Annotated in this window: 11 protein-coding genes; 3 read left to right on the forward strand and 8 right to left on the reverse strand. The window is 41.2% G+C overall.

Translation table 11 applies throughout. From position 1 onward, the window contains the following. Positions 1 to 82: 82 nt before the first annotated feature. Positions 83 to 733, reverse strand: a complete 651-nt coding sequence (locus B4F91_RS10560) for a M48 family metallopeptidase (RefSeq protein WP_085065543.1) — start codon at positions 731 to 733, stop codon at positions 83 to 85. 309 nt (positions 734 to 1,042) lie between these two features. On the opposite strand from B4F91_RS10560, the gene B4F91_RS10565 reads away from it, so the two are divergent. Together B4F91_RS10565 and B4F91_RS10570 are read left to right on the forward strand one after the other, a co-directional pair. After that, positions 1,043 to 4,375: an MHYT domain-containing protein gene (locus B4F91_RS10565; RefSeq protein ID WP_286937518.1), complete on the forward strand. Its 3,333-nt coding sequence runs from the start codon at positions 1,043 to 1,045 to the stop codon at positions 4,373 to 4,375. A gap of 9 nt (positions 4,376 to 4,384) precedes the next feature. Beyond that, positions 4,385 to 5,380 (forward strand): response regulator, encoded by a 996-nt coding sequence (locus B4F91_RS10570; RefSeq protein ID WP_054983078.1) that lies wholly within the window; start codon positions 4,385 to 4,387, stop codon positions 5,378 to 5,380. On the opposite strand, the gene B4F91_RS10575 is transcribed toward B4F91_RS10570, so the two are convergent. Together B4F91_RS10575 and B4F91_RS10580 are read right to left on the reverse strand one after the other, a co-directional pair. Further along, positions 5,377 to 5,805, reverse strand: coding sequence for a VOC family protein (locus tag B4F91_RS10575; RefSeq protein WP_286937520.1), 429 nt, complete (start codon positions 5,803 to 5,805; stop codon positions 5,377 to 5,379). The two genes, B4F91_RS10570 and B4F91_RS10575, sit on opposite strands and share 4 nt — an antisense overlap. A gap of 1 nt (position 5,806) precedes the next feature. After that, complete coding sequence (locus B4F91_RS10580; RefSeq protein ID WP_004589186.1) at positions 5,807 to 6,463, reverse strand: HD domain-containing protein; 657 nt, start codon at positions 6,461 to 6,463, stop codon at positions 5,807 to 5,809. Between the two features lie 140 nt (positions 6,464 to 6,603). On the opposite strand from B4F91_RS10580, the gene B4F91_RS10585 reads away from it, so the two are divergent. Beyond that, positions 6,604 to 7,794, forward strand: coding sequence for a class I SAM-dependent methyltransferase (locus B4F91_RS10585; protein ID WP_273589117.1), 1,191 nt, complete (start codon positions 6,604 to 6,606; stop codon positions 7,792 to 7,794). Between the two features lie 95 nt (positions 7,795 to 7,889). Here the strand turns inward: B4F91_RS10585 and B4F91_RS10590 are convergent, their stop codons facing one another. The 5 genes from B4F91_RS10590 to B4F91_RS10610 all read right to left on the reverse strand — a co-directional run bounded on the left by B4F91_RS10590 (position 7,890) and on the right by B4F91_RS10610 (position 14,621). After that, entirely contained in the window at positions 7,890 to 8,186 is a 297-nt protein-coding gene (locus tag B4F91_RS10590; protein WP_004589184.1) for a PilZ domain-containing protein, read from the reverse strand. Positions 8,187 to 8,195: 9 nt separating this feature from the next. Then, entirely contained in the window at positions 8,196 to 8,576 is a 381-nt protein-coding gene (locus B4F91_RS10595) for a response regulator (RefSeq protein WP_024034218.1), read from the reverse strand. Between the two features lie 74 nt (positions 8,577 to 8,650). Continuing rightward, a complete protein-coding gene (hrpA, locus tag B4F91_RS10600) occupies positions 8,651 to 12,538 on the reverse strand; it encodes an ATP-dependent RNA helicase HrpA (RefSeq protein WP_248534137.1) in 3,888 nt (1,295 codons plus the stop codon). A gap of 95 nt (positions 12,539 to 12,633) precedes the next feature. After that, a complete protein-coding gene (locus tag B4F91_RS10605) occupies positions 12,634 to 13,668 on the reverse strand; it encodes an isoaspartyl peptidase/L-asparaginase family protein (protein ID WP_286937522.1) in 1,035 nt (344 codons plus the stop codon). Positions 13,669 to 13,913: 245 nt separating this feature from the next. Then, positions 13,914 to 14,621, reverse strand: coding sequence for a SapC family protein (locus B4F91_RS10610; protein ID WP_004589180.1), 708 nt, complete (start codon positions 14,619 to 14,621; stop codon positions 13,914 to 13,916). Positions 14,622 to 14,947: the final 326 nt, after the last annotated feature.

Consider the following 14,947-nt stretch of genomic DNA (forward strand, 5'->3'; position numbering starts at 1 on the left):
AATCCAGCTCCCTCCACCACTTCTTATCTTCAGTATCCTTTTCTATACCTTTTTCATCACTATTTAAAACTTCATTTTTAGACTAATTATCAAATACCCACTGTAATGTTGCTCCGTGGTTTTTAAGCCATGCTGATGCAGATTTATAATCGGGATAAAAGTTAGCTACGTGCTTCCAAAAAGCGCTGCTGTGGTTCAAATACTTTAAATGAGCCAATTCGTGCACAATAACATAATCAATTATATGATGAGGCGCCCCAACAAGGTTAAGGCTAAAGGTTAGCTCTCGCCGAGAATTACAACTCCCCCACTTACGTTTATAACTTCCAATCGTCAATTTAGTCGGTAATGCTTCTGACATCTGTTGGCAATAATAAGCTAAACGCATTTCAATGTAGTTTGTTAGCGTTTCTTCAAGGGCAAGGCAAAGTAACTGCTTGCGTTTTTCAGGCTGTTTTTTTACTCGATTAGAAGTGTAAATAGTAAATACGCTATCGGATTGCTGAACATGCGAGCGTGTCCCTTTTGCAAAAGTAATGGTATATGGCTTAGCAAAAACCATTATTTGCTGGTTTTTAAACGGGTGTTGTTGAGTATCAATGGCGTTAAGTTGTTTGTGCAATTGCGCAGTTACCCACTCATTTTTACTAAACAGCCATTGTTCTATTTGTAGTTTTGGCACGTGTGTAGGCGCATAAACAGTAACTAATTTTTGGCTAACTTTTATTGCCACTGTTTTACGCCTTGCACTGCGTTTTAGCTGATACTCAAACAAGGTGTATGCTCTAAATATAAATAAAAGCGTATTATAAAGCCTTATTTAATCAATGCAGTTATTTAGCGATAAATAAATGGGCTCAGTGTTTATTATTATTTTTATTTACGCAAAATCACGTCTTATTAATAAAGTACGCTACGCATGTTAATACTTTAATGCTAAAAAGTAACCTCGCTGATTTATAATATAAATTATTAGATTAACAGTTTATTTATAAAATAAATCTATTAAACTAGTTCAATAAAGATACTAATTTGAGCCACTATGCTGTCTGCATTTTTTATAACCGACCACGATCCGAGCCTCATTATCAACGGTGCATATAACCCTATACTGGTTAGTTTATCGGTCATTACCGCTATTTTTGCTGCCTTTTTTACGATCTGGTTGGTTGATGTAGCAAAGCAAACGCAATTCGAAAGCTATAAACGCTTAGCCAATGTGACCGGTGCCACTGTTTTATCGGCCGGTATTTGGAGTATGCATTTTATAGGTATGCTGGCCTTTTCGTTATGCACAAACATTAGCTATGATCCACTCATTACCATGTTGTCTTTTTTACCGGCGTTTATTTCATGTCAGTACGCTTTTTCGATTTTAGTAAAATCGCAAGGGTCATATAAAAACCTTATTATTTGCTCTATTTTACTAGGCTCAGGCATTGGTACAATGCACTACAGCGGTATGGCAGCAATGGAGCTGGCCCCGTTACTACGTTACGATGCAATCATATTTGCTTTATCAATTGTGGTCGCTGTTGGTTTATCGTTTATAGCACTTTTTACGCGTTATCATTTAACGCGTTTGCTACCTAATTTATCACAACTGCAAGCGCGCGCTATTACCGCTGTTATTTTAGGCTCAGCGGTGGCTGGTATGCACTATATGGGTATGGCTGCTACCCGCTTTGTTGCAACCTCTCCGCTTTTACCCGATTACGAAGAGTCAACCACTGAGCTTGCTTTTGTGGCTATTGCCGTAGCTACCGCGACCGTTGCTATAACCTGTGTCATTGCAGTTATAAATGGCATGGTTAGATACCGCTTACTGCTTGAGGAAAAATCGGCGGATGAATCTCGACTAAATGCTATTTTAGGCACTGCTATTGATGGCATTGTGACTATAGATCACACCGGCATTATTTTGAGTTTTAACGAAGCTGCCAGCAAGATTTTTGGTTGGCGAGAAAACGAAGTCCAAGGTCATAATGTAAAAATGCTGATGGCCGATGAAATCGCTCGCCACCATGATGGCTATTTGTCTCACGCCAAAAATGTAGATCTAGGAAAAGTAATTGGTATAAATAGGGATGTGTCTGCCAAACACAAAGATGGCCACCTTTTTCCTATTCGCTTAGGTATAGGGGAAGTTAATCAGCCAGGCCATATGCCGTTATATGTTGGCTTTATCACCGATTTAACCGAACAACGCGCTATGCAGCAAAGTCTTATTGAAAAAGAGCAAAAGTACCGCTCTTTAATGGATAATATGCCTGGCGCTGCTTTTCGCTGTAAGTACGACGAAAACTGGAGCATGTTATTTATCAGCCCAACAGTGGCTGAACTAACAGGCTACACGCCAGAAGAGTTCACAGAAAGCTGCATTGAACTTAACGACCTTATTTTGAAAACAGATCAGCCAACGGTAAACGAAGCCGTAGCTCAAGCCATGACTTCAAGTTTAAAGTACTCGGTAGAGTATCGTATTCGCCACCGTAACGGCAAAGTTGCCTGGGTATTAGACAAAGGCAGTATTACCCTTGATAAAGATAATAACCCGCAGTGGATAGATGGGGTATTGGTGGATATTACCGAGCAAAAAGAATACGAAGACAAACTTGAACAGGCAAAATTGCAAGCTGAAGAAGCAGCGCACGCTAAGCAATCTTTTATGGCTAATATGAGCCATGAGATCCGCACGCCGATGAATTCTATTATTGGTTTTAGCGACCTACTGATGGACACTCCGTTAAACCAAGAACAGCAAAAACACTTGGTTACAGTTAATAATGCGGCGCGTTCATTATTAAGGTTACTTAACGAAGTGCTTGATACCGCAAAGCTTGAGCGCGGAAAGCTAACTATTGAACCCGTTCACTTTAGCTTAAAACAAGTACTCGATAGCATTATTTCGACATTTTGGCTTGAAGCAAAAAAGAAAGACTTGCGTTTAAAGTTGAATATTAAAGACTCTGTTGCCACAACTTACTATGGCGACCCAGATAGGTTAAGGCAAATTTTAACTAACCTCATCGGTAACGCCATTAAATTTACCGAGCAAGGTTCGGTTGAGCTCACTGTAAGTACTACGCAAACCGATCAGCTCTTTTTTGAAGTCCAAGATACCGGTATAGGTATTGCCAAAGACCGCGTTAAAGCTATATTTCAGCCGTTTGTTCAGGCCGATGGCACCACTACTCGTCGCTTTGGCGGTACAGGCCTTGGAACAACCATTAGTAAACAATTAGTAGAGCTGATGGGCGGCACCATAAATCTAGTCAGTGAAGAAAACAAAGGCACCTGCTTTTACTTCTCTTTACCGCTTATACAAGGCGATGCAGAAAAAATAGACCATTTCGATGGCCTGCACACTCAATTACCATCGCTAAGGGTACTTGTGGTGGATGATATTGAGCAAAACACCGAGCTGCTTTCGTTATTACTTTCTAAAGATCAACATTTGGTAAGCAAAGCAAGCAACGGTTTAGAGGCTATTGCAATATTCGAGAAGCAAGATTTTGATGTCATCTTAATGGATATTCATATGCCTGAGTGTGATGGCATAGAAGCAACCACAAAAATTAGAGCCATAGAAAAGCAAAGGCAGCTTAAATTTACCCCCATTATTGCGTTAACGGCAAGCGTCCTACAACAAGATAAACTCACAGCTAAACGTGCCGGCATGAACGGCTTTGCTAATAAGCCGATAGATATAAATCAGCTTAACCAAGAAATAGCCCAGGTGCTTGGCTTAGGTATTGCTAAAGATATGGTTATTAGCCAATCAGACCCTGAGGCTAAACACATCGACTTTGAAAAAGGTGTGATGCTTTGGGGTAATAAATGCAAACAGTTAACCGAAATTGCCAAATTTATAAATGACAGCAATAAACGATTTGATATTTTATTTAACAGTAAGTTATCTGAGATTAAAGACGCCAATAGCCTGATACATACCCTTAAAGGGGTCGCCGGTAATTTAGGCCTAACAACATTAATGACTTTATTAGCCAAGTTAGAGCGCGAGCAAACTTCTGAGCAATCTACAGCGTTAGTAACACAAATAAAAGGCGAGTTAGAGACAATAACGCAATTAATATCAGGCGATGAGTGCGCACAAATAACGCCTGCTGAGAGTGAAAATAATGAGCAAAAAAGCACGCTAAGTGCGGCTGAATTAAAGTCACTGTGTGAAACGCTACACCATGAAGCGCAAAGCGCCGAGCTCAACGATGATTTGCTTGCGCAGCTTGAAAATAACGCCCCTGCACACCTACAAACTCAAGTAACTGAGGTTGTAAACGCATTTGATGAATTTGACTTTGATCAGGCGCAACACGTGCTAGACGGTCTAATTAAAGAGTTTACCCAAGAATGAGAATATTGAATGGATTTTAGCAACGACAAACCACGTATATTAATCGTTGACGATGAACCTGCTAACTTAAAAGTCATGCGAGAAGTATTAGGTAATCAATACCGTATGTCTTTTGCTAAATCAGGCGCTGCAGCACTTGCGCTACTGGAAAAAGAACAGCCTAAACTTATATTACTCGATATCATGATGCCCGATATGAATGGCTTTGAGGTGTGCGAAATACTTAAAAGCACACCCGCGCTTTCGCATATCCCAATTATTTTTGTAACGGCTTTGGGTGATGAAAGCGATGAGTTTAAAGGCTTTGAACTCGGTGCTGTTGATTACATTACTAAACCTATTAGCCCTGCGATTGTGCGCGCACGTGTTAAAACGCATTTATCGCTTGTACAAGCCGAGCAATTAAAGCAAGCCCATGTTGATTTAGTACATCGGTTAGGCCGCGCTGCAGAGTACAAAGACACAGACACTGGCGAGCACATTGCTAGGATGAGCCAATACAGTAAATTATTAGCATTAGAATTTGGCATGGGTGAGCAACAAGCAGAGCTACTTCGCCAAGCAGCCCCCATGCACGATGTAGGTAAAATAGGTATTCCGGATGCTATTTTATTAAAACCTGGGCGATTAACCCCTGACGAATTTGACCACATGAAACAGCATGCGGCTATTGGCGCGCAAATTTTAGCAAATTCCTCATCACCGCTATTACAACTTGCCCATAAACTGGCTATAGAGCACCACGAAAAGTGGGATGGCAGTGGCTACCCTAATGGTTTAAAAGGCGAACAAATATCGGTTGAAGGGCGTATTGTGGCTATTGCAGATGTATTTGATGCCCTTACCTCAAAACGCCCGTATAAAGAGGCTTGGGGTGTAGAAGAAGCGCTTGAGCATATGCAAGCACAAGCGGGTAAACACTTTGACCCCCACCTCATCAATTTATTTGTAAATAAGCTCGATGCTATAATCGCAATTAAAAACACATATCAAGAGCAACACTAAGTATTGCGCGTGCGTGAGCCTTGTTCTACATCACCATATACCGCTTTTATGTGCGGGTAGTCATGAGAGGTTATTTCGTGGCTATTCCCACTGTTATCTTTAAAATAAAGCGAAAACGTTACACCGTGATCAGCCAGTACAGTTTTTATGTTTAAGTCATTTAAATAATCAACCCAACCAATAAACTGTGCACCGGTGGCTGCAAAAGCAATACCTTTGCTTCGCCCTTGTCCTTCAAATAACGCTAAACGCGTTGTTTTTGCGCTATCTTCAAGTGTGAGTGGCCCTTTGCCATTTTCATCCCAAAAGGCAAGCTCTTCAACTACGCTAAAGCCTAGTACCTGCTTGTACCACTTTAGCGCTTCTTGGATGTTTTCAACATTAAGGTGGCAATGATCAATGCCCGATAATAAAGGAGCGCTCATATTATTGACCAATTTCTGATTTTAGCTGCTCTAAAAACGCATACATATACTCTGTGCGTCGCTCTGCCTCGGCTTTAGCTGAGGGCGTATTCATGCTCTTAGCAATATGAAGCAATTTAATAAAAAAGTGATCAAGGGTATAGGTTTTATCATCTGCTTCGCGGTTAACACAAAATGGGTCATCAGGGTTATACAGTAAGCGGCTAATAGAGCCCCCTACTTTCATACAACGGCTAACGCCTATTGCACCGAGTGCATCCATTCTATCGGCATCTTGCACGATTTGCGCTTCTACAGTTTTAACCGCTATATTGGCGCTAAAGCTATGGGCAGCAATAGCATGATGAATATCATCAAACAAACATGCGTCGTAGTTAATTGATTTTAAAAACGCAATGGCTTTATCTGCCGCCATGGTAGATGCTTTTGCTCTATCAGGGTGGTTTTTTGCCACCGCAACACAATCGTGCATCCACGCCGCTGGCAAAACAATATTCATATTGGCTTGCTCGGCGTGACATAATTGAATGGCAACACGCACTACGCGTTCAATATGCGTTATGTCGTGTGCTACATCGGCATGTATTAACGAAGTAATAAATGAGCGACATTGAGAATCAAGCTGTTGTAACTCAGGGCTTAAAGCAGTGTTGGCCACAGTGATGTTCCAAAAAACTAATTTATATGAGAATTATCCGTACTTTAACGTGCTTTACACCTCCCTTGCAAAACATTCATTGTATGTTGCCCTATGCTTGACTAAAATACAGCGCTTATTTATTACAACTGAGAAGCCTTATGTCATCTACCGTTTACCTACAAGCTGGTCGCGAAAAATCATTAAAAAGAAAACACCCTTGGTTATTTTCAAAAGCCATCAAAAAAATTAAAGGTAAACCAGGCTTAGGTGATACGGTCACCATTCACGACAGCGAAGGTAAATTTTTAGCCACCGCTGCTTATAGCCCTCACTCACAAATAAGAGCGCGAGTGTGGAGCTTTGATGAAAAAGAAGTAATAGACCAACACTTTTTTGAGCGTCGCTTACGCCGTGCTTTAGATGCTCGCGAGCATGCAATAGCCGAAGGCGGTTTAACTGGCTTTAGGTTGTGTGCTGCTGAGTCTGACTACTTGCCAGGTGTAACCATTGATAAGTTTGATAACACCTTAGTTTGCCAATTACTAAGTGCCGGCGCTGAGCGCCATAAAGGTGAAATTGTAGGCGCGTTAATGGCTATTTTTCCTGGCGCGAATATTTATGAGCGCTCAGATGTAGACGTGCGCACCAAAGAAGGCTTAGAACCTATTAAAGGTGTACTGTGGGGCAACGAACCTTCAGAACCTGTGGTTATTGAAGAAAATGGCTTAAAGCTTGAAGTAGACATTTTAGAAGGTCATAAAACAGGCTTTTACCTGGATCAACGTGATAGCCGCGCAGCACTTGAGCGCTTTTCAAAAGATAAAACCGTATTAAATTGCTTTAGCTACACAGGTACTTTCTCACTTTACGCACTACGTGGTGGCTGTAAACACGTCACTAATGTTGATGTATCACAACCAGCACTGGATACCGCTAAGCGTAACGTAGAGCACAATAACTTAGATTTAAATAAAGTCGATTTTGTAAAACAAGATGTGTTTAAGCTATTACGCCAATACCGTGAGGAAGGCAAACAGTTTGACACTATTGTGATGGACCCACCAAAATTTGCAGACAACAAAGCGCAGCTAACCGGTGCGTGTCGTGGTTATAAAGATATAAACATGATTGCTATGCAAATATTAAAACCAGGCGGTACATTACTTACCTTCTCGTGCTCTGGATTAATGGAGCAAAACTTGTTTCAAAAAGTGGTAGCAGACGCTGCGCTAGATGCAGGTAAAGAGCTATTGATTATGGAGCGTTTAAATCAAGCGGCCGATCACCCTATTGCTGGCAGTTACCCTGAAGGCTTTTACTTAAAAGGCTTGATTTGTAAGGTTTACTAAAAATTATTGTTATTACCTACAAGGACGTAGGTAATAAATCGAACGTTGTTTAATACCCGAAATAGCAAAAGCCAGCCGCTTGGTGTTTATTCAATTTAGTTAAACTGAACTATTTCTAATCCTGCGGTAATGGTGCCATCGTCTTCTTTGCTAGCACGTATAACTTTAGCCGTTGCATTTAAAGAGGCAATACTTGGGTGAGTCGATTCTATATTAACCTGTAACAAAGTATCGAGCTCAAGCAAGTCATCTAAATGAAGTGATAGCCCAGTGGCACTTAAATCAACACATTCTGCGGTATAATTTAGCCCAGCAACTGGCTCTATTGTTGTTAATTGCGCAGGAGTATTAACCTGCATACGTCTAAAATTGCGCTTATCTTCAGTAAACATGCATCACCTTTAAACAACCGTGTTTATTTGCTCAAATAAAGTACCCATCGAAAACGGTTTTACTACATAGGCATCACACCCTGCATCAAAGCCAGCTTGCTTTTCCGAGGGCGACTCTAAGCCCGAAACCATAACAACAGGTATATTTTTAGTCTCAGGTGTGTGCTTAAGCATCCGACATGTATCATACCCATCGAGGCCAGGCATACATACATCAAGCAAAATAATATCCGGCGGGTTAGCAATGGCAGACGCCAAACAGCTTTTCCCCGAGTCAGCATAACTAACATCAAATTTTGAAGTCAGGGCAGATTTAAGCATTTCATAATTAAAATACTCGTCATCTACAACTAACAATCGCTTAATCTTATGTTCAACCGATGAGGACATAGGTATGTCGCTTCCTTCTCAACCAAAAATAAATCCTTCTATTAAGGTACTAAGCTTAATAGAAAATGCAAGTTTTATTCTATCTCTTTTATCGCATTCATAACGCGTTTTGCAGAAATAGGATATGGGGTACCTAAGGTTTGCGCAAACAGTGACACCCTAAGCTCCTGCTGCATCCAAAAAATAGCGTTTACCTGTTGCGGAATAGGTAAGCCTTTTGGAATTTTATTTACGAGCTTTTTGTACTCTTGCGCTACTTTTTCAAGTTCTAAAACACACAGTCTATCGCGGTTAGGATCAACAGGTAGTTTTTCTAAACGTTTTTGAATCGCTTTTAAATAACGAATTAGGTCGGGCATTTTATTCGCACCGTGAGCGCTCACAAACCCTTTAAAGATAAGTGACTCAAGCTGCGATTTTATATCGCCATGGGCAGTTATCATAGTTAAATCGACACGCCCTTTCATTTTTTTATGTAACGCATGAGCAATGCTTAAAACTTGTTCAACCTGGGTGGCAATTTCTACTACAGCATCGCCTAGTTCGCCCCTAATTTGCTCTTTAACTTTATCAAAAGCGTTTTCATCGCGTATATCGCCATGCTTTATTAATAAGCTGTCTACGCCGGCGGCAATACAATCGTCAATTAAATCCGCAATTTTCCCAAACGGATTAAAGTACAAGCCCAGTTTGGCTTTATTAGGCAAGTTTTGCTGAAGGTACTTTATTGGCGACGGCACATTTAATAAAACTAAACGCCGTAAACCTTGCTGATGCGCTTGCTGGGCTTTTTCTTCGCTATCAAAGAGCTCAATTGCCGCTGTGGATTTTTTATCTACCAGCGCTGGGTAAGCTTTTATTTCGTATTGGCCTTGCTTTTTAACGTACGAGGCAGGCAAAGCGCCAAAGTCCCATTGTGTTAAATCAGCTTTTTCAATGCCTTTATCGGCTACCTTTGATAGCGTATCGGTTACTTTGCCTTGCAGCTGTGCTTTTAGTTTTGCTAAATCTAGCCCGCGTGCAAGCAATTTATCGTGCTCATCACGCACCTCAAACTGCAACCTTAAATGAGGCGCCAGTGCGTTTAAATCCCACGCTTCTATATCTACTTTTACGCCTGTCATTCTTAGTAAGCGTGTAGTAAGTGCATCAAGTAAGCTGCCTTGCATAGGCTCAATGGCTGCCAGTACAGCATCAGCGTAATTGGGAGCAGGTACAAAGTTACGACGTAACGACTTAGGTAACGATTTAATTAAACCACTTATTAACTCATGCCTAAAGGCAGGTATGTGCCAATCAAACCCGGTTTCTTGCACTTGGTTTAAAAGTGCTACCGGTATTTGTACAGCCACCCCATCAACAGCTTGTCCTGGATCAAAATGATAGCTCAGCGGCAAAATAATATTATCTTGCTGCCATGTGTCAGGGTAATCAAACTCAGTAATATTACTTGCACCGTGTTGCATAAGCTCTTCACGGGTCATGTATAGGTAGCGTTTATCTTTTTGCTTTTGGGCTTTATACCACTTAATAAAGGCTGCACGGTTGTTGATTTCTTTAGGTATTTTTTTATCGTAAAATTCAAATAACGTTTGCTCATCAACCAAAATATCGCGACGTCGCGATTTATGCTCAAGTACCTGAATATCTTCTATTAGCTCGCGGTTGTACGCCAAAAATTGTTCATTTAAGCCAAGCTCTTGCTCTACAAGGGCGGTGCGTACAAACAGCTCACGGCTAACTTTAGGGTCTATATTGCTATACACACAGCGGCGTTTATTAACCACCAATAAGCCGTACAAGGTTTGTTGCTCGAACGCGATAACAGCGCCTGGTTTTTTCTCCCAATGCGGCTCAGAATAGCTTCGTTTTACTAAATGCTGTGCAAGGGGCTCTACCCAATTAATATCTATTTTGGCATTAATACGTGCGTATAGTTTACTGGTCTCTACCAGCTCTGCCGACATAATCCATTTGGGGCTCTTTTTAAATAATCCAGAACCCGGAAAAATATGAAACTGGCTATTACGAGCGCCTTTATATATTTGCTTTTCGTCTTTAAAGCCTATGTGACTTAACATGCCGCTCAGTAGCGCTTTGTGTATTAGCTCTGAGTCTGCCACTTGCGTGGTGGCTTTAATTTTCATTTCGTTGCACACAGTGCTTATTTGATAAACAATGTCTTGCCACTCACGAATACGCATATAAGCTAAAAAGTCTTTTTGGCACAACTTTCTAAACTGGCTATTTGTCAGCTCACTTTGCTGCTCTTCTAGGTAATTCCAAAGATTTAAAAAAGCAATAAAATCCGAGTCAGGGTCATCAAAGCGGCTGTGTTTTTCGTTCGCTGCGGCGCGTTTTTCTTGCGGGCGCTCTCGGGGGTCTTGAATCGATAGCGCTGCCACAATAATAATAACTTCTCGTAGTGCACCGAGCTTATTAGCCGTCAACACCATTTTAGCTAAACGCGGGTCGACCGGTAAGCGGCTAAGCTCACGCCCTGATTGCGTTAAACTCGTTTGATGGCGCTTTTTACTCGGCTTAATCGCCTGAAGTTCTTCAAGTAGGGTTAAACCATCGTTAATATTGCGGCTATCTGGCGCTTGTACAAACGGAAACTCGCTCATATCGCCAAGCCCTAATGCCAACATTTGCAAAATAACAGAGGCTAAATTAGTGCGCAGTATTTCTGGGTCTGTAAATTCTGGGCGAGATATAAAGTCATCTTGCGAATACAAGCGAATACAAATACCCGCTTCAACACGGCCACAGCGTCCCATACGTTGGTTCGCACTTGCTTGAGAAATAGGCTCAATAGGTAAACGCTGTACTTTAGTACGATAGCTGTAACGGCTAATACGCGCTGTACCTGGGTCTATTACATAACGAATACCCGGCACCGTTAATGAGGTTTCGGCCACGTTGGTTGATAAAATGATATGGCGGCGCGAATGCGGGGCAAATATACGGTTTTGCTCTGCGTTAGATAAGCGCGAATAAAGTGGTAATACGTCGGTGTGTTTTAAATTACGTTTAGAGAGCGCCTCTGCGGTATCGCGTATTTCGCGCTCGCCATTTAAAAATATGAGAATGTCCCCTGGCCCTTCAGCGCACAGCTCATCTACCGCATCAAAAATACCTTGCAGTTGGTCGCCTTCGGCTTCCATAGCGTCTTTATTTATATCGCTTATAGGGTTATAGCGCACTTCAACGGGGAATGTACGTCCCGATACTTCAATAATTGGCGCATCATCAAAGTGCTTTGAAAAACGTTCAGGATCAATGGTCGCCGAGGTAATAATAACTTTTAAGTCGGGGCGCTTTGGCAGTAAGTTTTTTAAATACCCTAAAATAAAATCGATATTTAAGCTGCGCTCATGGGCTTCATCAATAATGATGGTGTCGTACTGATTTAAAAAGCGGTCTTGTTGTATTTCGGCGAGCAAAATACCGTCGGTCATCAGTTTTACATACGTATTATTAGAAACCTGATCGCTAAAACGTATTTTAAAACCGATTTGTTGGCCAAGCTCACATTTCATTTCCTCAGCAATGCGGTTAGCTACGCTGCGCGCGGCTAAACGTCTTGGCTGGGTATGGCCAATAAAGCCATCAACCCCACGGCCAAGCTCTAAACACATTTTTGGTATTTGCGTGGTTTTACCTGAGCCTGTTTCACCGGCAATAATCACCACTTGATTATTCGCAATGGCGTCTTTAATGACGTCCTTTTTTTGACTTACCGGTAATTGCTCAGGGTACGTTACAGCGGGCAGCTCAGCTAAACGTTTTTCACGTAACTGCTGGCTGCGGGTAATATCAGCCGCTATTTTTTCAAGGGCATTGGCCTGCTTAGTCTCGTCTTGTATTTTTTTTACGCCATGTAAGCGTTTTTTAAATATAAACTGATCTTTTTTTAAGCACGTTTTAAGCTCGCCAAACAACTGACCTAGGTTTACCACCCGCACACCTTATAAATTTAATAAATGAGGGCTAATAGTATCAAAATAAACGCGCAGCGTTAATCCTACAATCCCTATAAGGCTTATATATCACGCTATTGGTTTTTAAAAATTCCCACAAAGGTTGCTTGCGTGTTCGATTTGCTCGCTCGGTACATGCCCGTGGTATTAAATGGCATACTAATATGACCTTTAGCATCCACAATAATAACCCCACCTGTACCACCTATAGGCGCAAGCACCTGGTTAATAACCTCATCCCCAGCTTGTTCAATGGTTTTATTTTGATATTTAACGCGTGCACAAATATCACTGGCAACACTGTAACGAATAAAATACTCGCCGTGACCGGTGGCCGATACTGCACACGAATCGTTTTCAGCAAATGTACCCGCCCCAATAACAGGGGAATCGCCAATGCGGCCAAAACGTTTTGCGGTCATGCCACCTGTAGATGTACCTGCGGCTAAATTGCCGTTTTTATCAAGTGCCACTGCGCCTACGGTGCCCATTTTATAATTTGTTGGCAGGGCCTTATGCGCAGCTTGGTAGTTTTTGCTGGTTGCTTTTTCTTTTTCTAATTTTTGCTTTGCTTTTAAAAGTGCTTCATAACGGTGCTTAGTATCAAATATATTATTTTCTATCAGCGCAACGCCCTGCTCTTTTGCAAATTCTTCAGCGCCTTGACCACTAAGCATTACGTGTACTGAGTTATCCATTACTAAGCGGGCTAATTGAATTGGGCTTTCTATGTGCTTTACGCCAGCGACCGCACCCGCTTGACGGTTTCGCCCATCCATTATTGAGGCATCAAGCTCATGGCTGCCATCATAGGTGTACACTGCACCGCGCCCAGCATTAAAGTAAGGCGACTGCTCTAATACTTCAATAGCAGTGGTGATTGCATCTAAACTTTCGCCGCCCTTTTCAAGTACGCTGTAACCTGCTTCAACAGCTTCGGCTAGTTTTGCTCGGTAGGCTTTTTCTTGCTCTGGGGTAAATTTTGCTTTTTCAATTGTGCCTGCTCCACCATGAATCGCTATAGCAAACGGGGCTTGTTCACTTAATGCTTGCGTGCTTAATGTTAAGCAGCCGCTGGCTAAAACTGACAATAAGAATGTTTTTTTCATAGTGCGCTCTTTTTTAAATTTAGTATTGAATTTACTTTGAATGGTTACGCGTATTTTTTCAACTAATATCAACGGCATTAAGTTAGCGCTTTATTTAAGCAGCCAATAAACAGCCTAATAACAAAGCGAAATACGAGGGCGTTATTTCCCTTCATCACCCCTACTTTTTAACCCAATTGGCATAGAGTAAGTTTAATGGCACAAAAAAAGCGCCATCAGGCGCTTTTTACTAAACGTGTATATAATTACGCGTCTTGCTTAGCTTTTAAACGTGCTAAACGTGCTACTTGGTGAGTAGATGTTAAGAACGAATAAATAGGTGCTAAGTAACCGCGCTTACGAAGCTCTAAAAATTCTTCATCGCTAAGCGAGTTAAGTTTTTTCTCATCAATAAGGTAAATACCGTTGATGTCTTTTTTCTCACCTTTAATGTCTACTGTTAGCGTTTGCGCTACTAGTAGCTCTTTATCAGCTAAGTATTTAGTGAATGCTTCTGTTACTTGAGAAAACTCAATGAAAGACACTAAAGACTCTTTACGACGCTTTAAGTAGTCAGTTTCTTCACCGTTTTCAAATAATGCGTTGCCTTCTTCTTCACCTACAAGCGAGCTTGCTTCGTCAATCACAATACCGTACTGATCTTGCTCAGGGTGCTTTACTAGACCTAATGGGTAACGCGTTGATGCCATAGGCGCAAAAGCTGCTGTCCATTTACCATCTTCTACAAACAGGTTTTCGCCTGGCTCTAGGCCAAACATTGCAACTGCTTGGAAAGTACCGCTTTCGTTGTTTTTAACAAAAGACATTGGGAATTCATTTGCTACGCGTGCAAACTCATGTGCAACTACTGGCACTAAATGTTGAGTTTTCATAAATTCAACGTTGATGCCGTTTTGAATTTTAGTGTTGGCATGCTTTTCGTTGTGTAAAGGCTGTACTTGTTGCTCCGCCATGTTACTGCTCCGTTTATTTTTAATATATATGTTTCATTGTTAATGCCTTTAGGCTAATGCTTTTGAACGAAAAAAGGAAGGGAAAGTTTTATGACAACCGTCATGAAAAAATAAAGTTTAACTAAATCTGGGCGTTGCTAAAAAACAGACAATAAAAACGCAACTAATACGCTCAAAAACAGTACAAATAACGGGTAATTTTAATACAGTACCATAAAAACTATTAACATTGGTTAACAGTTTGACGGTATTTTTTAAATGGGTTTAGCATGTTATTTAGCCAAATAAAAAGGCAGCTTAATTAAGCTGCCTTTTTAAACTGTAAA

The sequence above is a fragment of the Pseudoalteromonas sp. UBA6610 genome, from assembly GCF_002433295.1.
Lineage (GTDB): Bacteria > Pseudomonadota > Gammaproteobacteria > Enterobacterales > Alteromonadaceae > Pseudoalteromonas > Pseudoalteromonas atlantica.

What these genes read in the sequence shown, in the direction of transcription:
- B4F91_RS10565 (WP_286937518.1), top strand. Translation starts at nt 1,043, where the DNA reads ATGCTGTCTGCATTTTTTATAACCGACCACGATCCGAGCCTCATTATC.
- B4F91_RS10590 (WP_004589184.1), bottom strand. Translation starts at nt 8,186, where the DNA reads ATGTTTACTGAAGATAAGCGCAATTTTAGACGTATGCAGGTTAATACT.
- B4F91_RS10585 (WP_273589117.1), top strand. Translation starts at nt 6,604, where the DNA reads ATGTCATCTACCGTTTACCTACAAGCTGGTCGCGAAAAATCATTAAAA.
- B4F91_RS10605 (WP_286937522.1), bottom strand. Translation starts at nt 13,668, where the DNA reads ATGAAAAAAACATTCTTATTGTCAGTTTTAGCCAGCGGCTGCTTAACA.
- B4F91_RS10595 (WP_024034218.1), bottom strand. Translation starts at nt 8,576, where the DNA reads ATGTCCTCATCGGTTGAACATAAGATTAAGCGATTGTTAGTTGTAGAT.
- B4F91_RS10610 (WP_004589180.1), bottom strand. Translation starts at nt 14,621, where the DNA reads ATGGCGGAGCAACAAGTACAGCCTTTACACAACGAAAAGCATGCCAAC.
- B4F91_RS10570 (WP_054983078.1), top strand. Translation starts at nt 4,385, where the DNA reads ATGGATTTTAGCAACGACAAACCACGTATATTAATCGTTGACGATGAA.
- B4F91_RS10575 (WP_286937520.1), bottom strand. Translation starts at nt 5,805, where the DNA reads ATGAGCGCTCCTTTATTATCGGGCATTGATCATTGCCACCTTAATGTT.